The 22,040-nt window shown below is 50.7% G+C and carries 17 protein-coding genes; 4 read left to right on the top strand and 13 right to left on the bottom strand.

What is annotated here, in order from left to right:
* Positions 1–22 precede the first annotated feature (22 nt).
* Positions 23–445: a peptide-methionine (R)-S-oxide reductase MsrB gene (gene msrB, locus K9N57_09325; protein ID MCF7804377.1), complete on the top strand. Its 423-nt coding sequence runs from the start codon at positions 23–25 to the stop codon at positions 443–445.
* Here the strand turns inward: msrB and K9N57_09320 are convergent, their stop codons facing one another.
* The 8 genes from K9N57_09320 to K9N57_09285 all read right to left on the bottom strand — a co-directional run bounded on the left by K9N57_09320 (position 446) and on the right by K9N57_09285 (position 11,312).
* Positions 446–1,408 (bottom strand): DUF4249 domain-containing protein, encoded by a 963-nt coding sequence (locus tag K9N57_09320; protein MCF7804376.1) that lies wholly within the window; start codon positions 1,406–1,408, stop codon positions 446–448.
* Positions 1,398–3,878, bottom strand: coding sequence for a TonB-dependent receptor (locus K9N57_09315; protein ID MCF7804375.1), 2,481 nt, complete (start codon positions 3,876–3,878; stop codon positions 1,398–1,400). Before K9N57_09315 ends, K9N57_09320 begins: the two co-directional genes overlap by 11 nt.
* 108 nt (positions 3,879–3,986) lie before the next feature.
* A complete protein-coding gene (locus K9N57_09310; protein ID MCF7804374.1) occupies positions 3,987–5,483 on the bottom strand; it encodes a DASS family sodium-coupled anion symporter in 1,497 nt (498 codons plus the stop codon).
* Positions 5,484–5,941: 458 nt separating this feature from the next.
* Positions 5,942–6,223, bottom strand: coding sequence for a Ykof family thiamine-binding protein (locus K9N57_09305; protein MCF7804373.1), 282 nt, complete (start codon positions 6,221–6,223; stop codon positions 5,942–5,944).
* A gap of 175 nt (positions 6,224–6,398) precedes the next feature.
* Complete coding sequence (locus K9N57_09300) at positions 6,399–6,851, bottom strand: hypothetical protein (protein ID MCF7804372.1); 453 nt, start codon at positions 6,849–6,851, stop codon at positions 6,399–6,401.
* Positions 6,841–7,332 carry a rhodanese-like domain-containing protein gene (locus K9N57_09295; GenBank protein MCF7804371.1) on the bottom strand — a complete coding sequence of 164 codons (492 nt, stop codon included), beginning with the start codon at positions 7,330–7,332 and terminating at the stop codon, positions 6,841–6,843. The genes K9N57_09300 and K9N57_09295 overlap by 11 nt, the downstream gene beginning before the upstream one ends.
* 8 nt (positions 7,333–7,340) lie before the next feature.
* Complete coding sequence (locus K9N57_09290) at positions 7,341–9,083, bottom strand: GAF domain-containing protein (protein ID MCF7804370.1); 1,743 nt, start codon at positions 9,081–9,083, stop codon at positions 7,341–7,343.
* 138 nt (positions 9,084–9,221) lie between these two features.
* Positions 9,222–11,312, bottom strand: coding sequence for a chloride channel protein (locus K9N57_09285; GenBank protein MCF7804369.1), 2,091 nt, complete (start codon positions 11,310–11,312; stop codon positions 9,222–9,224).
* Between the two features lie 398 nt (positions 11,313–11,710).
* Here K9N57_09285 and K9N57_09280 point away from each other — a divergent pair, with 398 nt between their 5' ends.
* Positions 11,711–13,825: a T9SS type A sorting domain-containing protein gene (locus K9N57_09280; GenBank protein MCF7804368.1), complete on the top strand. Its 2,115-nt coding sequence runs from the start codon at positions 11,711–11,713 to the stop codon at positions 13,823–13,825.
* Positions 13,826–14,178: 353 nt separating this feature from the next.
* On the opposite strand, the gene arsC is transcribed toward K9N57_09280, so the two are convergent.
* Positions 14,179–14,529 carry an arsenate reductase (glutaredoxin) gene (gene arsC, locus K9N57_09275; protein ID MCF7804367.1) on the bottom strand — a complete coding sequence of 117 codons (351 nt, stop codon included), beginning with the start codon at positions 14,527–14,529 and terminating at the stop codon, positions 14,179–14,181.
* 83 nt (positions 14,530–14,612) lie between these two features.
* On the bottom strand, positions 14,613–15,335 hold the full coding sequence (locus tag K9N57_09270) for a DUF72 domain-containing protein (GenBank protein ID MCF7804366.1): 723 nt from the start codon (positions 15,333–15,335) through the stop codon (positions 14,613–14,615).
* A gap of 94 nt (positions 15,336–15,429) precedes the next feature.
* On the opposite strand from K9N57_09270, the gene K9N57_09265 reads away from it, so the two are divergent.
* Positions 15,430–16,215: a hypothetical protein gene (locus K9N57_09265; protein MCF7804365.1), complete on the top strand. Its 786-nt coding sequence runs from the start codon at positions 15,430–15,432 to the stop codon at positions 16,213–16,215.
* Positions 16,216–16,248: 33 nt separating this feature from the next.
* The gene (locus K9N57_09260; protein ID MCF7804364.1) at positions 16,249–17,124 is read left to right on the top strand and encodes a PhzF family phenazine biosynthesis protein; all 876 of its coding nucleotides are present in this window, start codon (positions 16,249–16,251) and stop codon (positions 17,122–17,124) included.
* Between the two features lie 539 nt (positions 17,125–17,663).
* Here the strand turns inward: K9N57_09260 and K9N57_09255 are convergent.
* From K9N57_09255 to K9N57_09245, 3 genes are all read right to left on the bottom strand, one after another.
* Complete coding sequence (locus K9N57_09255; GenBank protein ID MCF7804363.1) at positions 17,664–19,784, bottom strand: endonuclease; 2,121 nt, start codon at positions 19,782–19,784, stop codon at positions 17,664–17,666.
* Positions 19,785–20,289: 505 nt separating this feature from the next.
* Positions 20,290–20,781, bottom strand: a complete 492-nt coding sequence (locus K9N57_09250; GenBank protein ID MCF7804362.1) for a Mut7-C RNAse domain-containing protein — start codon at positions 20,779–20,781, stop codon at positions 20,290–20,292.
* 17 nt (positions 20,782–20,798) lie between these two features.
* Positions 20,799–21,383: a GNAT family N-acetyltransferase gene (locus tag K9N57_09245; GenBank protein ID MCF7804361.1), complete on the bottom strand. Its 585-nt coding sequence runs from the start codon at positions 21,381–21,383 to the stop codon at positions 20,799–20,801.
* Positions 21,384–22,040: the final 657 nt, after the last annotated feature.

Genomic DNA, 22,040 nt, shown 5'->3' with positions numbered 1-22,040 from the left:
GACGAAGGAGAATAACGTATCTATGAAGGTCGAAATCCAGAAATCGGAACAGGAATGGAAATCGGAGCTGTCACCGGAAGAGTATAAAATCCTCCGGGAAGCGGACACGGAGCCGGCGGGCACCGGGAAATTACTCCACAATAAAGAAGACGGTGTCTACGAATGCGCCGCGTGCGGCAATCCGTTGTTCAGCTCGGAGACCAAGTACGAGTCCGGCTCCGGCTGGCCCAGCTACTGGGAGCCAATTAATGAAGATGCCGTGATCACCCGCCAGGATAATAAACTGCTGATGCGCCGGACGGAAGTCCTCTGCGCCAGGTGCGGCTCGCACCTCGGCCACGTCTTCGAAGACGGCCCGGAACCGACGGGCTTGCGCTACTGCATTAATTCTGTGGCGCTGGATTTTGAGGGGGAAGAAGCGGATACTCCACAGGATACAGATTAATTAGTTGCCCCAATACCGTTTTACCGGAATTGAATCCCGGGCGACCACAACCGATCCAAAGATACCATACCCTCCCTGGATACCAACCTGGTATCCAGACTGTACGTTTTCCATGACGAACGATTCAAAATCGTCTCCCTCCTCCGGGAGTTCGTTGAAATAGCGGTGATAATTGGCATCCATCGTGACCAAATCAACCATCAGGTAGGTCACCGAATCAATGGCCATTTCTTTCCCTGCACAGGAAGGCGCCGGAATCATAAGCACGGTCGTATCTTCATCGACTAAATACAAATTATGTGCTCCGCAGAACCCATCTGCCTGGGGAACTGTACTCAATTGATAGTAAGGAGTACTACCTGGAAACCATATCATTCGAAATGTCCGATCTCCACGAAAAGAGTCCGGCATAGCATTATGATGCAGTCGCCCTGGTTCCGGCATAGTTGTTTGCCCTGTTACAGAAAGGTCCAGCGACGGAGAGTATACAGAAAGAGAGTAGGTTTGGCCGGGTTGCGGAGTGAATACACCAGTGGTATCTTTGTAAATTGCCCGTGGATTAAAACTGCTGGGATAATACACATGAATTGAATCGTCGAGCCGTCGGTATTCGTGGGGTTCCGGCTCCTGATCTTTTAACTGAAATGTGAATGTCCTGTTGGCTCCTGATATCCTTACTTCTGCGTCCATCACTTCATAATATGACGTGCGTACAATAAGATCCTCATCCACACCATACTCGCTCCAGTAATTTTCAATAGTATCTACTTGCATAGTCGGCCCCGATAACGGCATAGTCCGCATCACTCTAATTAACGTGGTATCGGGTGAGATAACAGCCATCACGTTAAGAGCGGGTTCGTAATTCGGCGTCGTAATGGATTCTTCCTGCCATCCCCAGCAGGAGATCAACAGGAATATTGCCGCGATAGCCAATCCCTGGAATACATCTTTAAAATTCATAGATAAATCCTACACTCGGAAAAAAGGGAAACATCGGTATTGGGCGACGCTGAACACCCTTATCTCTGATACCCCGGTAATCCCATTCTTCGTTATAAGAATACAAGAAAACATTCATGTGGTTGTAAACGTTTTGCACCTGAAAATACCAGGTACGATATCCATTCCACCACTCCTTTGTGTTTCGAAATCCAATATCGAGCCGATGATATGCCGGATAGCGATCGGAATGAAACTCCCCACTGATATAAGCATTGTCCGTAAAAAAATAACTGTCATACCTATCCCATCCATAGTTACTTGCGGTATGGTATCGCGCCAGCAACGGGGTATACGGATTCCCTGAAGCATAGGTAAAGGCTCCGTTCATCTGCCATTGGTCAGTGAGCTGGTAACTCAGTACTAAATTCACGGTGTGGGTTCTATCGTACTTTGGCACATACCAACCGTGTTCTTCATCATACCATTGCGTCCGGGAAAAAGTGTATCCCAGCCACCCCCGAACTTTCCCAAACCGCTTTTTACCCAGTAATTCCAACCCCAAAGCGGTTGCATCCGAATCCAAAAAGTCATTCAACGATGTATCTATTGGTACATCATCCGCAAACAGGTTCACGCCCCGCAGCTTGACGAGGTTATCAAAGGTCTTCCAGTAGACATCCGCCGAGAGCAGGTAACCTTTGCCAGAAATCCACTCACTGCCAATCACGTAATGCTCAGCCACCGGGGCAACTCTGTCTTGTGGAATCGGCAACCAGATATCGATAAAACGGAGCAGTTCATCTGGCGGATTCGCGGTAGTGAGAAACTGATGGTATCTGCCCCAGGCGATTTCCAGTGATAAATCGTCCCGGAGGAAATATTTAGCGCTCAGTCGAGGATCTATGTAATATTCGTCATGAAATGAATACCGGTATCCCCGGAGGCCTCCTTGTATTTGAAATAGCGGAGAGATCTTCCAGTGATCCTGCAGATATACGGAAAATTCGTTCGGCGTTTCGTGGATCCAGAGCAACGTATCTGAGTCAACCAGTGTCTCCCCGTTATTCATATCCTCACCGCCAAATACCATTCCAAGCAGAAATCCAAGTTGTTTATACTGAACTCCTGAGGTGACAACGTGAGCCGGTGTCGGTTGCCAGGTAAACTCTACCTTCCCGCTGCGGTTTTTCACGATATCTCCTATATCCATGGTAAAACTGTTTTTCCAGGTATAGGACCAAGTGCTGTCATCTTCGGTGACCGTCTCCCAACCTTCACTCTGTTCGTCAAAATCAATCCAAAAACGAAACCGACTGCCCGCGAGATAAGTCTTCATCACCAGTTTCGGTGAGAGGATCCAGCGCCAGGTTGCGGAATTAGTTCTGTTTCCCCAACGCCAGTCAAACCTGTACATATTACTATACTGATACTGGTTATCCGGATTATTTGCTGAATCATCCGAATCAGAATAGATATGAAAAACGTCGTCACCATAAAAGGAGCTGAGTGTCAACCGGTGATCCGGTGAAAAATCCAGATTCACTTTTCCCTGGAAATCATAGAAATAGTACGGGAAACGGATATTGGCAAGATCACCCTGATCCTGGTTGTTCCGGCGAACGAAATAAAATATTGGCTCCATCAGAATATCATAATACGTCCGCCGGCCGGCCACCATCCAGGATCCTTTTACCCAGGGATTCTTCTTGAGCGGGCCTTCCAGGAACAGTTTCGACGAAATTAGTGAAACGTCGGCTTGCCCGGAAAACTCCTGGCTGTTGCCTTCTTTGTTGGTGATGTCCAGCACCGCGCCCATCCGGCTGCCGTACTTCGCCGGGAATCCGCCGGCATGGAACTCAGCCGTTTTGATCGCCTCCGTGTTAAAGGTGGAAAACAATCCGCCCAGATGATACGGATTGTAGACGGTGATGCCGTCCAGCAGAATCAGATTCTGATCCGGTGTGCTGCCGCGGACGTACAGCGCGCTGGAGAAGTCGCTGATAGATTTTACGCCCGGGAGGTGTTGGACTGTCCGGAAAATATCAGCCTCGAACACGGTGGGCGCCGTTTTGATCTCCCGCATGTCCAGCGACGTCATACTCACATTGATTTCGTTCCGGAACCGCTGCTGCTCCGCTGTGATTTCCACTTCTTCTCCGGAAATCGGCTTGACCGCCAGCTGAAAATTAATACGCAACCGTTCTCCGGGGTGCACCAGCACCGGCCGGACACCGGTCTCGTATCCGATATACCGGGCAATGACGGTCAGCGAATCCACCGGAACCTGCGGGATGACGTAATAGCCATCCCGGTTAGTAATCGTGCCCAGGGTGGTATCCTCGATGAATACGTTGACATACGGAATCCCCTCTCCGGTCTCGGCGTTCCGCACATATCCGTGGATGGACTCTCCAAAAACGGCTGTCCCGGTCACCAGTAAAATCCCGGCGAAGAAAAACAGCATCCAGTACCGTTGCTGAATTGTCATAGAGTACCTGTTTTGATACGACGTTTGATACAAAAAAATTGATTTTACAGCGCCCAACTATACTTACAACAAATCCTTGGACACAAAAACTACAACAAAAGTTCCATACTATATCTGAAAAATTGCGCTGCCCAGAAAAAAGACGGCCAACAGAATAAGCCCGACGCCGAGAAAATTCATCAAAAGACCAACTCTGGCCATTTCGTACACCTTCAGCCTCCGGGAACCGAACACCACGGCGTTGGGCGGCGTGGCCACCGGGAGCATAAACGCATAGGACGCCGCCAGCGTCGCCGGAATCATCAGCAGCAGTGGCGCAATGCCCGTGGCGCCGGCCACCGCAGCCAGGATCGGGAGGATCATCTGAGTGGTGGCGGTGTTGGACGTCAACTCCGTGAGAAATACCACCAAAATCGCAACAGTCAAAATAATGATTACCGGGGAAACGTTGGCGAGTCCGTGGAGATGGCTCCCGATCCATTCGGAAAGTCCGGAGACTTTCATACCCTCGGCCAGGGCAAAGCCGCCGCCAAAGAGCAAAATAATACTCCACGGGAGGTTCCGGGCGTCCCGCCAGTGCATGATACGCCCGGACTCTTCCGACTTTGCCGGAATGAGAAACAGCACAAATGCCATGGCGATTGCGATGGTACTGTCATCGATGAATGACGGATCCGGGAACAGATTCGACCAGCCGGGAATAGTCACTGAGCCGATTTGGAGTTCGGCACGGGTAATCCAGAGCAGCGCCATGAGCGAAAAAACGACCATCACAACTTTCTCTTCATAAGCAACCGGCCCGAGTCTGCGGTACTCACCTCGGAAATATTCTCTATCCAGGTTTATTTTTTGTTTGAATACGCCGGACAACCCCAGAATCACTCCCCACGCAATTAGCAAGAAAACCACGGCCACCGGCAGCGCAAAGACCATCCACTGGGAAAAAGAAATAATTTCGGCGTCCGGGTAGTAAATGTTATAGATCTTGATAAATGCCAGGTTCGGTGGCGTGCCTATGATGGTAGCCGTTCCTCCGATGGAGGCGGCATACGCAATGGCCAGCAACAGCGCTATGGTGAATCCGTGGATGTTGTCGCTGCCGATATCGTCCTCCAGTTTGGAAATCACCGCCAGGGCGATAGGTACCATGATCATGGCGGTGGCGGTGTTAGAGATCCACATGGAGAGAAAGGCGGTGGTCACCATGAATCCGAAGATGATGCCGGGGCCGCTGTTACCCAGGAGCGCCAAAATTCGCAGACCAAGACGCCGGTGGAGTTCCCACTTCTCCATGGCCAGCGCCACAATGAACGCCCCCATAAACAGCAGGATGACGTTATTGAAGTAGACAGGCGCGACTTCCTTGCCGGGCATGATATGAAACAGCGGAAACAGCACCAGCGGCAGCAGCGCGGTGACGCCGAGATTAATAACTTCCGTAATCCACCAGAGTGCCATGAGGAGTGCAATGGCAGCAGTGTAAGTCACCTCCGGGCGACCTGGTTCCAGGTCAAATATCAGGATAAACAGAACGCTGAGTACCGGACCGCCTACGAGGACAATGTTGCGCCAGTTGAGGTTGGGAAGGTTCACGGAATCAAACATTCGGTTTGTCCTGTAAGGTCTGCCCCTGCATGTCTCTGCCCGGTTGGGCAATTATAAAAACCAGCCAATCCGACCGAACGCCAGTGAGTGGAGGAATCTCGTGAAGGAACCTCCGGCGTTTCAATAACGAGATCCTTCGACTCCTCCGCTTGCGCGGAGTCGCTCAGGATGACTAGTGGGGTTTCGTATATTATGGAGCCCCCGGGCTTTGACTTCGCCATTCAGCGGAGTCTGGGCGGAATCCCACCCAGAAAACCATTCATCCCGCCACGACGGGATGGCGGGATAAATGTGAAAAACAAGTCATTCCGACCGAACGCCAGTGAGTGAAGGAACCTGTTAAAGAAACCTCCGAGGTGAACCTGACCAGATCCTTCCCCAGAAGGATCCCTTCGGGGTGACTCCCTTCGGTCGCTCAGGATGACTATTTTTATCACCCATCGAAAAAGGATAGAGAACTACTCCCGCAACTCCTCCAGATCCTTCTCCGTGGGGACGGCATTGGACATAGTACAGACCAGCACAAATCGATTATCCTCAGCCGCCATCCTATAGGCATCCTCCAGTGCTCTGAAGACGACGGACGTCTTCCCGGAAATCACTGTGCTCATGCTACCCAGATCGTAATCCAACCCGTGGGATCTGAAGATGTCCAGAAAGTTGAAGATTGCCTCGGTAATATCCGTATCCTCCAGCGGATACAGACTTACCTGAATTGATATATCGTCGCCTTTGCTCATGTTACCCCAGTGTCGAAGTGTTTATGTGTTCAGGTGTTCGAGTTAAAAAGCGTGTTAAAGTGTATTTGTTACAAACGGTCATGCGTCTCACGTCCTCAGTCCAGTGTCCGTTCCCTCGGATTCGTTTTGCTCACGTAATACACAGTTCACAATACGTGTCCCCCTACCCTATACCTTATTCCCCAATACCGCCGTTCGCTTTTTCCTGAAAATTCGACCAGCTGACCAGAAATGTCGCCAGCATGAGCAGCACTACATCACCAAAAACGTGCCACCAGGTCACCTGTCCGCTGGCGCTGCCGAAACAGCCACAATCGGCGGTAATACCGCGTACCAATGTTACGGTCAGTAGTACCACGAAAAAGGCCAGGACCCCCTGAAAAATCCGCAGACTAGCGAGATACCAGATGCTGAAGATCACTCCGAGGGCTGCCAGCAGTTCGATCCACGGGAGCCAGAGAGCCGTAAACTTCGCCAGTGTTCCGGCGACAATATCGTACCCGAGGATGTCCAGGTAGAACACGTTCGGGGATAAAATTTTTGGAATGGCCGCATAGATGAAAATACCGCCCAACAAAATCCGGAGCACCAGCTGAAACCAATCCCGCTGCGGAGTATCAGCCATCATCGCCCTCCGCAGTATCCGTAACCGGATGACCGGCCGATTCCCAGCCTTCGATGCCCTCGTACATGAGATGAACATTCGTAAATTCAGCGAACTGCAAATACTCGTACAACTGATGTCCCAGCGGACACTCCGGATTATTACAGTAGACAACGTATTTCACCGATTTTTCCAGAGATGATGTGAGCTGCATTTTCTGTTCGATGCTGGCGCCTGCAGGGATATTTATGGCGCCAGAAATATGGGATGTTTTGAATTCCGCCGGACTCCGGGCGTCGATGAACCGGACGCTGTCCTGATACAGGCGGAACGCCTGATCCACTTCAATCTCCAGTCCGAGCGTATCTTCGGAAGCGCGGGTTTGCTCCCTCGTCCCGAATTCAATGCCCCGCGGAAACAATGAATTCCGCAACAAGCCAAGTACTGCACTGAGTAGAATGACGGCAAGGATGCGACCGATTTTCTGTGCAGAGAATTTTGCCATTGATGGAATTATGCGTTTTCAGTTTCAGGAATCGGCTTGCCTTCTTCATCGTATTCCAGATAGTCGATCTGCTTGGGTTTCACGTGCTCCAGCGCGTACTCTTTTACCAGGCCGGAGTCAATGAAGAGCCGGAACAACCGGTCATCGATGTGATGGTCCTTCACCATAAATCCGAGAATTTTCATAGCTTCGGAGAGCTGCTTCCCGGGCTTGTACGGGCGATCCTCCGCAGTGAGCGCCTCAAACACATCGGCAAGCGCCATAATCCTCGCCTGCATCGGAAGTTCGTCTTCCGTCAACCCGTCCGGATACCCCGATCCGTCCAGTTTTTCGTGGTGGGCGCCGGCATACTCGGGGATCCGCCGCAACTTCTTTGGATACGGGAGTTTTTCCAGCATCTTCTTGCTCACCGCCGCGTGATTCTGGATAATCTGGCGCTCTTCTTCGTTCAACGTGCCCCGTCCGATCTTCAGGTTTTTCACCTCAACGGGTTCCAATAAGGGGTACTCTTCCCCTTCCAGTTCATAGGTTTGCTTTGCAATTTGTTCGATACGTTCTTTCTTCTCATCGGTGATGTATTCCCCGCCGATATTCGCCACCTTGATCCATTCGCGCTGTTTCTCGAGTGTTTTTTTCCGCTCATCGATTTGCTCATCAATGGTATCCGGCGCCTGTTCAGCCTGACCGTTTGCCGTCTCCAGTTTTTTCTTCAGCCGTTCGATTTCGGCATCACGCTGTTTGATCTCATACCGCAGGCGGACAGCGTTTACCTTGTCGTAAATCGTCTCGAGTTTGGTGGATTTATCCACAACATATTCCGGGGTAGTAATCTTACCGAGATCGTGCAACCATGCGGCGATCCGTAGCTCCTTCATTTCGTCCTCGTCAAAGTGGACTTGGCCCAGTTCGCCCTCGTCAGTTTCGTTAATGACCTCGGCTATCCGCATGGTGAGGTTCGCCACCCGTTCGATATGCCCGCCGGTATAAGGCGATTTCTCGTCTACTGCTGCCGCAATGACCTGGATTAACGATTCGAACAGGTTTTCCAGATCCTGAATAAGCCGCGTATTGGTGATGGCCACCGCCGCCTGGGATGCCAGAGATGCCGTGAGCTCCTGGGCTTCGTTGGAAAATGCGACGAATTCCCCGGTGTCCGGATCCTGAGCATTGATGAGCTGTAACACGCCGATAATTTCGTTCTCGTGGTTCCGGAACGGCACACTCAGCTGGGATCTGGTGCGGTAATCGTTCGCCTCGTCGAAACGCTTCGGACCGGAAAAGTCGAACTCCCCGTCCTCGGCGTAGACATCCGGAATATTGACAATTTCGCCGGTCAGGGCACAATGTGTGGAGGTGTTGGAATGATTCGGAGTACCGTCATCATTGTACAACGGAATCGGCGGGAACGACATCTTGCCGCTGGTACCGCCCATGCGAATCCCCAGCGAGGTGGTCTGTGCAATCTCGAAGTAGAGTTCGGTCTCATCATCGCTCATCAGGTAGATGGAACCGCCGTCCGCATTCGTCAGATTGCGGGCCTCATCGACGATCTTTTCCAGCAGTCGGGGGAGGTTCCGCTCGGCGGAGAGCGCCGTCCCGATTTCGCTGAGCTTTTGAACCCGCTCCGCCAACGTGATGATACATTCCTGGATAGCCGGGGAGGCGTCATTCAAAATTTCATCAAGATGGTCCTCCGGATACGGAACCCATCCGGATTTCAGCACCTTTTTTATCTCCGATTTTCTAGTCATCTATGCATACCTCGTTACAGTCTTTTTCTCAGGTGAAATCCCAAGGAAATAAGATTTTTAAGATATAATCCGGCGAATTCATCCACAACATAATTTGTTTCCCGGGCGATATAGGTGACGCCTCCCGAAAACCTGGTTTTACAGCCGGGCAAATTTACGGATATTTTCCGTTTCGCCGAAGACCAGGACAGAATCCTGAGGGTGCAGCCGGTATCCGGCGTGCGGCATGACTTCTCTGGCGGAATCTTTTCCGGTATCCTTCTCCAATACCAAGATAATATCCACGCCGTACTTATCCCGGAGATGGGTGCTCCGGATGGTTTGACCCGCCAGAAATTTCGGGACTTCCCGTTCCAGGATGGAAAAGCCCGTGAGGATCTCCACCGGCTCAGCTGATGATCGGGACGATGTGAGCTTGCTCGCCATGGCGGACGGCATATCCCGGCGAAAGATCTCGCGATTATAGGCTTCGATAACATCCTGACGCCAAAGTGTTCCCACCGGATCAAAGACGTCGTCATTGTCCACCACCGGCAGCTCGTCAATCCCCTCCTGGACGAACAGCTCCATAGCGCGATCCAGGGTATCATCCGGCTTCAGGACGTACTCCACAGGATGAGCAATATCTCCTGCAATAACCAAATGACTGAGAATATCCGCCTCCTGCATCAATTTCCGCAAATCGTTCAGGGTGACATATCCGGTGAGTTTATCCTCGTTATTCACCGTAAAGAACACCGTGTGCTGACTGTTGGACATGAGATCCATCAGCTCCCGCAGCGTTGTGGAGTCGTGCACCCGCTCCACCGTTCGCCGCATAGCCGAATTCACCGGGAGCTGTCGCAGTACGTTCAGGTCCCGCCCCTGGTTGATGTTCACGCCACGCCGCACCAACTTCAGCGTATAAATGGATTCCCGGTTCAGCGCCATAGCAAACACCGTAGCGATGATGGTCGTCAGCATCACCGGGAGGATAATCTGGTATTCGTTGGTCAGTTCGAAGATAATCAGGATCGCCGTTAGCGGTGCATGGGTAGCCGCCCCCACCACGCCGGCCATTCCGACCAGCGCATACGCCCCCGGCGATGCCGTAATCTCCGGAAACAGGGTATGTACGATGCCTCCAATCACACCCCCGGTCATGGCGCCGAGGAACAGCGATGGCGCGAAGATCCCGCCGGATGCTCCGGCACTCAGCGTAATACTCGTAGCCAGAATCTTCCATGCGATTAAAACTAGCGCCACCTTCCAGACGATCCCATCAAGGAACACACTGTTGATGGCCTCGTACCCATTCCCCAGTACCTGAGGAAATACCAAAGCCATCGCACCAACTGCGAGCCCACCTAGGAACGCTTTTCCGTAAAACGGGACAGGATACTTATTGAAAATATCCTCGGTTTTATACAGAGTTTTAATAAATGCAATCGCCACCAGGCCGGTGATCAGACCAAGGATCGCGTACGGAATCAGTTCCCACGGACTCACCAGGTGATAGGCCGGTACATCAAACCCACTGAACGCTTCGAGATGCTGGTGCGAAATGACAGTGCCGACGACTGCACTGACAACTATCGGACTAAACTGCGCCACGCCGAAATCCCCGAGAATAATTTCGAGGGCAAAGAGGGTTCCGGCAATCGGCGCATTAAAGGTCGCGGCAATCCCCGCGGCAGCGCCACACCCGACAAAGGTTTTCATCTTCCGGGTGGTTACCTGGGTTACCTGTCCAAAGACGGAGCCGAGGGTTGCGCCGATTTGCACCATAGGCCCCTCTCGCCCGACCGATCCACCGGAGGCGATGCTAAACACCGAGGCTAACGTTTTCACAATTACGACCCGCGGCCGGATAATACCGCCTTTAACAGCCACATTCTCCATAACCTCAGCCACGCCACGTCCCTGGGCTTCCGGTGCGAGGTATTTGACCACGATTGCCGCCCCCAGAATCCCAACCGCCGGTATCAATAGGATCCAGTACCAGGCGTACTTCTCAACAAGCAAAACGGGATCAACCCATCCGCCCCAGACGACATCTTGTACCGTGTTCAATAACCATTTAAATCCAACCGAACCGTATCCGCCGAGCACGGCGATAACCAGCCCGCCAAGCAGCATGAAGATATGCTCGGAGAGCTTCAGCCGTTGAAGGAAAGACTGGATGGTATTCTTCCAGAAAATCCGTCGCCGGACCCGGCGCCTTAACTGGCTAATCTTGGATCTGTCCACAAGGCAGTCTCTTGTATCCTGTAATTATCTGATAAATGTAGCCATTTTCCCCAGGGATTGAAATTAATTCTAAATTAAGCACCAATCCAAAATTTCCTTGCATGTAACATTTGGGCTACAGAAGTTAGAATAACGTAACGATTTTAGTTAGTTACAGTTGTTGCAGAGTACCGACAGGTAGTTTTTGATTACACAAATGTAAAACAGTTCAAGCCCGTAGGTTTTGTATTGCGGGCGGATTCATTTTTATTGGAGAAACCAATGCGGAGGAGTACTTCACTTCTGCCGGTTGTTCGTATAATTCCTATAACCGTTCCAATACGTACACGCACTATCAGGTATATTCCAGTTCGTCTGTCATTAGTCCACCGTTACCCCAAAACGAAAGGATTTTTCCAATGAATTACTTATCAGTCATCCATTGGTTTAAACTAGTGACCATTATTTTGTTTGGCTTCAGCAGCGCATTTGGACAGACTACGATTACCTTACTGGATTTCGAAACGACAGGAGGTTACACAACCAGTATTACTGAATTTACTGATGGTGACTACGACTATTTTCTTAGGACAGACGGGAGTGATATTACCGGAGAATCCTTCTCAAATATCCAGGGTTCCTACTACTTCGCAGCACAGGATATCGATGGTGAGAATGCGCCTCTTCCAGTAAACTTGACTATCGATAACGTAGACATCACCGGATATTCAAGTTTACAAATAAAAATTTATCTTGCTGAAGATGATGATGGAACGGAACAAGATTGGGACGGCAACGATTACGTCCATATTGATTATGATCTTGATAATTCTGGAACGTATAATAGTCTTCTCTGGATAGAAAATGAAGGTGATACAACCAATGCCGCTCCTTTAATTGATACAAACTTTGACGGAAGCGGAGACGGGACTGAAATCACAGATACCTTCACTCAGTTTACCGCCGATATTTCAGGTATTGGCAGCCTTCTTGACATACAAATCACCTTCAATCTGGACAGTGGTGGTGAAGATATCGCCATCGATAATATTGAAATTGTCGGTTCATCTTCAGTAAAACCCGAACCTACAAACCACGCCACCTCCTTTACTGCCAACGCGTCAGGGTACCACCAGATCGATCTCTCCTGGAATGACAATAACGGCGCTCAAGCCGCAGACGGATTCCTTATCGTTGGAAAAACAGGCAGCGGTTCATTCTACACGCCTGCCGACGGTATCGATCCGGACGAAGATACCGACTGGAGTGACGGGGATTTTAAGGTGCAGGTGGATCAGGGTGCGCAAAGTTATAATTTAAACTATGTTGATGACGCAATCGCATACGACTTCCGAATTTATCCGTATACCAATTACGGTGCCGACATCGATTTCAAAACCGACGGAACCGTCCCGTCAGCAAATGTAACAATGCATACTGCCCCGAACGCGTGGATAAATGAAATTCACTACGACAATGTTAGTACGGATACAAGCGAAGGCGTTGAAGCCATTATTGAATATCCCGGTGATTATTCATTGTCTGATTTCTCCATCACCTTCTATAATGGGGGAGACCAAAAAGCGGATGACTCTCATGCCTTGGATACATTCACAGAAGGCAGTTCTGCCAATAATTTCGTCATTTATTCCAAAATGATTTCCGGTATACAAAACGGAGCGCCGGACGGGCTGGCCTTAAGCCATGACGGCAACCTGATTCAATTCCTCAGCTACGAAGGCACCTTTACCGCCGCAGACGGCGTCGCCAGCGGGCATACCTCCATCGATATCGGAGTAAGTGAAGACGGCTCAAGGCCTGCGACATCATCATTACAACTCGTCGGCGACGGCACCCAATACTCCGACTTCATCTGGGACGGCCCGCTCCCGGCGACATTCGGGTATCCGAATAATGACGGGAATGTGGATCAGTCGCTGCCGGTGTCACTCGTCTCATTCACAGCAGAGGTGAAAAACGATGAGGTCATACTGACCTGGATCACGGAGTCGGAAATAGAAAACCAGGGATTTATCCTGGAGCGAAAAGAGACCGAACCCGGCACGTATCTCGAACTGGACTCCTTCCGTGATAATCCGGCTCTCCAGGGCGCCGGTTCGACGGCGGAACGCCATTCGTATACCTATACAGACAGGGATATCAAAATCGATAAAACGTACTGGTACCGGTTGACGGATGTGTCGTTTGATGGAGTGAAAACGGTTCACGATGACTGGGTACTGCAGGTGAAGGTAACGCGGCCGGACCTCAACCGGATTGATCTGGAGCCCGCCTATCCGAACCCGTTTAATGCACAGACCCGGCTCACGTACCATCTCCCAAAACCGACTGAAGTACGGTTCGAGTTATACAATCCGCTGGGAATGAAACTCGCAACCTTGCTGGAGGAAAATAAAACGGCTGGCACTCACAACTTATACGTCAGCCTGCCGGAGTATCCCAGTGGAATTTACTTCGTACAGATGTCGGCGGTCCGTTTTCGAAAGACACAGAAACTGCTCCTGCTTAGATAAAATACTCAAAAAAATACACCCCTTACTAATGAGGGGGGCTCCCAATCGAAACATGCCAATCGTCCCTGAAGGGACTCTTCATTTTCGGGCGCCAGACAACCCAGGGATAAATCCCTGGGCTAATTGCACTTCGTCCCTGTCGGGACGAATTTCTATTTTCCTTATACCTAAATTGAGCGATTGTTGTGGATGAGATGTGCCAAGATGCTGAGATGAAAAGGATTTGCGTCCCAACGGGATCCCTCCGGGGAAACCGGAGGCATACCCGGAGGGTCTGTCGAGGATTTCGCGGAGCCTTGGCGCGCAACAGATTGGTGCAGCTCGCCACATAAAATCGCTTTATTTAGGTTATATCAGAACAGCGCTTTAATATTCTCCGGCGGGCGTCCGAGCGCAGCCCGATCTCCGGAAACGACAATCGGCCGCTGAATCAGCCGCGGATGCTCCGCCATAGCCCGGATCAGCGCCTCTTCATCGTCCTTCTTCTCCTTCAGGTTCAGATCCTTATACTCCTGTTCCCGGCGGCGGACGATATCTATGGCATCCATGTCCAGTTTTTCCAGGATCTCCCGGAGCTCATTCACCGACGGTGGATCGTCGAGATATTTGATTATTTCGGGCTCAATACCGGCCTCCTGCAGAATTTTCAGGCCCTCCCGGCTCTTGCTGCAGCGCGGATTATGATAAATCGTATAGTCAGCCATTGTGCATCCTATTCTTTTAATTTGCTTACAGTCCCAAAAAGATACTCGCCGGCCATAATTTATTCAAGCAGGAGAAACCCTGTTTACTCCGTTAATATTTCCCGTAACTGTCCGGCGTTTTGGATGGCATTTCCCTGGTAATCGTTGTTGAAGAAGCCATAGATCGTCTCCGCCTCCAGTCTCCGGATTTTATCCGCCCACGCTGTGAGCTCCTTTTCCGAGTAGAGGTACCGATACCACTCCTCTTTCCCGTGGAAGCGGATATACGAGGTGTCCGTGGTAGCAATGCAATCCTCAGGCATCCCCTTCACCGAGACGCAACAAAATCCGACGTTCTTGTCCCGGAGAAATTCGTACACCGGCTTATCAAACCAGGAGGCATGCCGGAATTCTAAAAAATTGGTCTGTCTTAAACTCAGCTGGTCGGCGATGGATTCCAGCAAACCCATGTCTTTCTCCACCGACGGCGGAAGCTGAAACAGGATTCCACCGAGTTTTTCTCCTAAATATTTTGCCAGTCCATAGAAACGCGCAATTAAATCCCCGGTCTCGCTGAATCGCTGCCGGTGCGTAATCTGCCGGTTGGCCTTCAGGATAAACCGAAAGTCGTCCGGTGTCCGCTCGTACCATCCCCGGAGCGTTTTCTTCTTTTGGAAGTGATAAAAAGTACTTTTGACCTCCACCACCGGGAACCGTTCCGCGTAAAACGACAGCCATTCCCGCTTGTCCATATCACCGGGATAAAACCGGTCGATCCAATCGTCATAATACCACCCGGAGCACCCGATTCGAAGATCGGAATCCATGGCATTCCTCCATCTTCCTGTTGAACCAATCAGGCTTGTTACGTATTCTAAGAATGAAACCAGGTTACGGTCAACACGGAAACCGGAGGCATCCATGCCGGAACTGCCGGACGTCGAAGTATTCCGGGAGTATTTTCAATCGACAGCGCTGCACCAGGAGATCGCGGGGGTGGAAATCCTTGATGATCGCATTCTGGAAGGAATTTCCGCCGGGAAACTCAGGGAAAAACTCGCCGGGCAGTCTTTCGCCGATACGCACCGGCACGGCAAACACCTCTTTGCCAAACTCTCTTCCCAGGGATGGCTTATGCTGCACTTCGGTATGACCGGCTATCTGAAATATGCCAAAAATACGGTAGAAGAGCCGTCACACACCCGCGTGCTGTTAAAATTTGCTAACGGCAATGCCCTGGCCTACAGTTGTATGCGACTCCTCGGCAAAGTCGGCTGGACACCGGAAATGGCAGAATATATCTCGCACCATGATCTCGGTCCGGACGCCCTTGCGCTGGACGAAAATCAATTCACTGAATTAATGGGTCAAAAGCGCGGCATGATCAAGAGCGCCCTGATGGACCAAAGCCATATTGCCGGACTCGGCAATATCTATGTGGACGAAATCCTGTTCCAGGCGGAGTTTCATCCGAAGCGGCAGGTCCCAGAGATGTCCGGAGCTGATTTCCGCCATATCTTCGGACACATGCGGGAGGTGCTCAATACGGCCGTTGCCTGTCAGGTCGATGTGGACAGGTTTCCGGAGAATTACCTGATCCATTACCGCGATCCGGAAAAACAATGCCCCAAATGCGGCGCTCAAATTCAGAAAATCAAGGTCGCCTCACGTTCCACCTATTTCTGCCCGAACCACCAGTCGTTATAAATACAATTCTCTTAGGGAAAGGACTACACCACTATGAATACCCCATTTTATATCGTGGATGTGTTCGCCAGAGAACAGTTCACCGGAAATCAGCTGGCAGTTTTTCCCGATGCAGGCGGGCTGTCCACGGAGGAGATGCAGAGTCTGGCGCTGGAGATGAACTATTCCGAGACCACATTTATTACCGGCGATATGGAGAACGATGGCGGCTACCCGGTACGGATTTTCACACCCCGGGAAGAAGTGCCGTTCGCCGGGCATCCGACTCTGGGTACTGCTTTTGTCATTCATGAGTACGTCCTACCTGATCGTACTCATGAAATAACCCTAAACCTGAAAGTGGGACAGATCCCGGTGCAGGTGGAACAGGATCCGCCGCTCTACCGGATGACCCAACAACCGCCGGAATTCGGCGACGAACTTGATCCGGAATCTCTGGCAAAAGTGTTAAATATTGATCCCGGGGATATCGAAACCCGGTTCCCCATCCAGTCGGTCTCCACGGGGTTACCGTTCATCATCGTCCCGTTGAAAACATTGAGCGCCGTTAAACAAAGCCAGATTGATCACCGCCACTATCCCGGTTTAATACGGAATTCAGAGACGAAAGCGATCCTCATCTTCGCACCGGAGACGCTCCACCAGGGCAACGATCTGCACGCCAGGGTCTTCGCCGAATATTACGGCGTCCCGGAAGATCCCGCCACCGGAAGCGCGAATGGTTGTCTGGCCGGGTACCTGGCCAAGTATCGTTATTTCCGGAATCCCAACATTGATATCCGGGTGGAGCAGGGGCACGAAATCGGCCGGCCGTCGCTGCTTCACCTCCGGACAGAGTTAACCAGTGAAGGCATCCGGGTGCAAGTTGGTGGACAGGTGATTCCGGTGGCACGGGGGGAAACGATTTAAATCACAACCTCACTCTGAGCAAATTGTCCGGGATAGTGCTCTGAGTCCAGTCTTCCCAGTTATAAAAGATTAGTTATACAAATTTTTATATATTGGGGATTTGCGGTTAACGTTCGATTTTAAACCGTCGGTGACGCTAATAGCGATCACCGACGGAAGGGAATTCATTTACTTATCCTGAATTATTTATGAATTTATTTTTCATCCAGCTATATGATGTGTCATGATGCTCTCAGCCCATGAGCAAGCCACTCTTCGACAATCTCAGAGTGACTCCCCGAGGCGTCATCCCCCAGAAGAGACTCCTTCCGGAGCTGAGCTAGTCGCCCCGCATGTATCCCCAATGTAAAGGGTGAACGCCGGAACAAAGCGCACAGCATTAATACTCAAGCATTCATTCAGGATTTCCTGACACCATTTACGATTCATATAAAATACAGGGTAATACGTATTTATGAGGGTTCTAAAAGAGTCCGATTAACAGTCGACTACTTGAACACTTGAACACTTGAACACTCAAACACTGGAACACTTTTACACTATTTCAACAACATCACCTTTTGCATCCGATACTCACGTGGTGTGGAAATTCGTATGAGATATAATCCGCTGGGTTGGTTCGCCAGGTGGAGGTTAGCCGAATGCCGGCCGACCGGACGGCGGCCCAGATTCTGCGAATAGACATTCTGTCCCCGGAGATTGTAGACACCGATGTGTACAGTTGTCCGCTCTGGCAGCACAAACTCCACGGTTGTCGCCGGATTAAACGGATTCGGATACGCCGGGGAGACCGTAAACCGGTTCGGGAGTCCGGCAATTTCGTGGTCTGTCGTTGTCGTTGGTGAACCGGGGGTCATATCCGCCACCGTCGCCGGCTTCTCGATAATCCACTCCTCGGCGATCCATGAGGCGGAGGGCTCGTCAACCGAATCCACCCGGGAGGCGTGGCCATCGGTGTAATCCCAGGGAGCGCCGGTACCATCCTCGTCTATTACTCCGTACGCATCCACAAGGACGCTGTCTGACTGATCAAAATAATAGTAAAGAAAATAACCGTCGTCACCGTTGCCGCTTACAGCGATACTCCCGACATCCGGGGAAATTTCATAGGCATTTTCAAAGCCGTTGATATCATTTGCAATTAAGTAGTAGCCGCCGGGGTCAACCGTCTCACTGAGATAAATTGTCCCAAATGTATTCCCACCAGCCTGCCGGTACATTTTCCAGCTGCCGGTATCGAAATCAATGAGGTTCTCCGAGGCGTTATACAGCTCCACGAATTTGGCGTCGGAATTATCCGATGGATCAGCCACTTCGGTAATGAGCAATGGCGGTATCGGAGCGCGGGGATAAGAAGCCGTAATCCTGACATCATCGATCCGCCAGAGTGCGGCCTCCCCATCCCCGGTGCCGGTTGACGTGTAGTGAAACGCCAGCGTTACCTGGTCTTCTCCGACGTAATCGGACAGGTCTATCTCCTGCTCCTCCCATCGCCGGGATTCCGCCGGGGAGTTATCATTCAACACTGTCCATGCGATTTCATCGGGGAACTGGGTGCCGTCAAATTCTGTGGAAACGAGAATCTTGAGATCAGGCCCGGCATTATCGTAATAGTGATCGTAACGGAGGATTGGCGCGGCAATATCTGTCAAAGAGAATGACGGAGAAATCAGCCAGTCGTCACTTTGACCATCATCTCCGTATCCGTTCATGTACATGGAATAGACGCCGTCCACCGCAGTGTCGCTATTTCGTTCCCATTGATATGAACCGCCGGCTCTGTATATATGCCAGGAATCTGTACCATCTTCAAAGCTGTCGGCAAATATGAGCGTGTCCGCCTCGGGTGTGACGGTGGTGAACCAAATGCGCCGCGCCAGGGTGGAATCAAGCACAAACGGATTCGGTTTGTCGTCCTGGTATTGAGCGATGGCGTGGGTACGGTCGTATTCCCGTTGATCCACCGGATCCTCATAATTCCAGTCGAACAAAGTTTCCTTCTGGACGGTAAAAAAACTATCCTTAGCAACCGAGTTATAGATGGCATAGAAGTAGAATACTGCCCGGGCAGCGTTACCCTTGTGATCTTCGCGGGGTTCAAAAACTCCATATGTGGAATCCATTAGAATTTTATCATAATCTACTTCAGAATAGGCAGCATGGTTTACAGATGGTTCTACTCCCGTTTGAGAGTCTTTATAATACCACACATCTGTCTCACTATCCGGGATTTCAGCGAACGGCTTGTTGCCCCTGCGTTCATTTACGGATTGCTTTGTCGGGAATAGGTTATGCAGATCACCGCGCTGAGGTACATCACCTGCACCCATACTTTGTGGCCAGGTATGCTCAGCGCTGATTCCGTTTCCGTTATCATATGCTGCTTTACTTGGATCCATGGACGGGTCGATATACATGGTAAATCCGGAATACACGCCTCGGAGACTATCGCCGGATAAAATATCTATCTTGCTGTACAGAGTATCACGTCCACGGTCATAACCCAGGTATTCTGTAGGCGTGTAATGATTAATTACATATTGAAGCAACTCATCGCTACTTAATTCCGGGGCAATTGTGGTATTCGGTGGTTGGGCAAACAATGACTGGAGCAGAAAAAATGATAAGAATATTCCAACAAAGTTTTTATATCCGGACAAGTCGTCTCCCCTGGTTAAGTGACGGAAGCATACAAACGGCCGGCCCGGAAATCCAGTAAAAAGAGGGGGTGTTCGGTGTCGGATTTCGTCCTTTCAGGGCTTTGACCGACTTTGGTTCTGCGATCCCAGGGCGCCGCCCTAGGCTTATTTATTGCGCCCCGTTGGGACTAAAAAACCCGCGGTCAAAATCTTTACAGCCCCGAAGGGATGTTATATTCCAGTCTGGGGTGTTAGCCCCAGGGAAAGAGTAAAGTCGCCATGACAGGAAAGCCCTGAAAGGGCGGGCGATGGAGCCCCCGGCTTCACAACCGGGGTTCCTGTTTTGTCTCCGCCATTCGGCGGAGTCTGGGCGGAATCCCGCCCAGAAAACCATGCATCCGCCCCGCCACAGTGGGATGATTTCTGGATGGCGGAATAAATCCGGTACTGCTTACCTTAAATTAAAGACGAGTAGGATTAAGATTAAGATTAGGATTAAGATTAGGATTAAGAAAAAAAAGAAAATCTACCCTCCGGCATCCTCCAGCAGCCTAGTCAATTTTTCGCGGAGTCTCTTCACGTGATCGCCGTGCCAGAATATCTGGTGGCAGGCGGGACAGTGGTAAAAGGTATCGTGGCGCTTGTACACGCGCGGCGGGACCCGCTTTGTCAAATCATCCCTGGGAATGATGTTGAGAACGGTATTGCACTCCAGGCAGCGCTCCATGAAACGAGACTCATCGAATTCCAGGGGATAGTGCTGCGCGATTAGTCTGAACTGCTGATTGGGATACTGTGAATTCACGTAAAACGAATACGGCGCAGGTGTTCCCTCATACAGTTCTAAATCTCTGGTGAGCAGGACGCGGTTTTCTTCTTTGGAAACCGCCAGCAGTTCGTGGTCTGCCAGGCCCTCATCAAACAGCGTATCATATCCGAGGGCGCGCAGGTATTTTGCAAGACGCTTGAGCATGAGATCGGCGGTAAATTGTAACTGATCGCCCGGAAAGTCCGGCATATGCTTCTCTGACAAATTCAGCCGGCCTGACCATTCGTTTGGATACTCCGTCGGTAGTACTCGAACGTGAGACCAGTGCCGTGCCAGTTATCGAAGGTTTTAATGACTTCGGCTTCACCGTTAAACCGACTCGTTGTGCCGTCCACGACATGGCCGGAGATGTATTCCACTTCCCGCTTGCGCATCCAGTTGTAATAGATGCGTTTCAGCATTTTGGCGTAGCCGGTTTTGTGGAACTGTTTTTTAACGGCGAAAGCGTAAGTATAAATCGTATTTTTCTTACCAAGATTCTTATCGTGCTGGGCCCAGGTATCTGTGGCGAACCGCTCCAGCGGCACTCCAATAATGTATCCGATAATTCGCCCGTTCAGCCGGGCAATAAATGGATAGGTTTGCGGATAGTTAAAATATTTTTTAATAGTCCCCGGATTCAGGCGGGCAGAATCCCCGAACTTATCTGCCAGGCTCTCTGAGACTTCAATGAGGTCCTGGAAGTCCTCTTTTCCAACCTGCTCCAGGATGCCGATATCCAGGTCGTCACTGGTACCGATCACCCGGATAACAGAGTGCTGCGGAACGGTCTTTTGTGTTTTCGTCTGCATGTGTAATGGCTGTTTACTGCTGACAGACAATAAGTTATCGAATTTACCTCTGAAAACAAGTGAAGAGTTGGATGGAATGGGACGGGAATAGGGGGTATAGGGTATAAAAGTTTTCTTCTCCCGCTTAAAGTCCGCGAAACTGGTTTTAATGGGGGAGACGGTAGAATGGAGAAGGGAACCGAATGAACTACTCCGAGGCAAAGACCTCAGAGTATCCATACCAGCCCATAAGACCAACGGAGTTTCTGGAGCCGATTGCGGTGTCTACTTTGGCATGGAAGTCCGCACCCCATTCGAGTGGCAGGTGAGTAGAGACGTGCCATGGCACGTCTCTACAGCAGATCGTGCACCCCGAAGCAAAGACCTCGGAGAATTCTTTGATTAAATTTCAAACCGAAGAATATCGAACTCCGAATTGTCAGGATTTTCCCCTTTCTTTGGTTCAAAATTTGATATTCAACATTCAATATTTTTTATCAACACAACTCACCCCTTTTCGTTCCCCTCTCTTCGAAGAGAGGGGTGGAGTTGCTATGTTTTGGTGGACACCCCAAAAAGAGCGATATTTCTTGTGAGGAGGTTGTCCAATGAAGATATCAAGCACACGCCGGCACTTCACTGCCCAATTCAAGCGGGACGCGGTCGAACTGTCATATC

It is taken from the genome of Candidatus Neomarinimicrobiota bacterium (assembly GCA_021734025.1).
Lineage (GTDB): Bacteria > Fidelibacterota > JAANXI01 > JAANXI01 > JAANXI01 > JAANXI01.
This window is presented reverse-complemented; position numbering and strand designations above follow the sequence as displayed.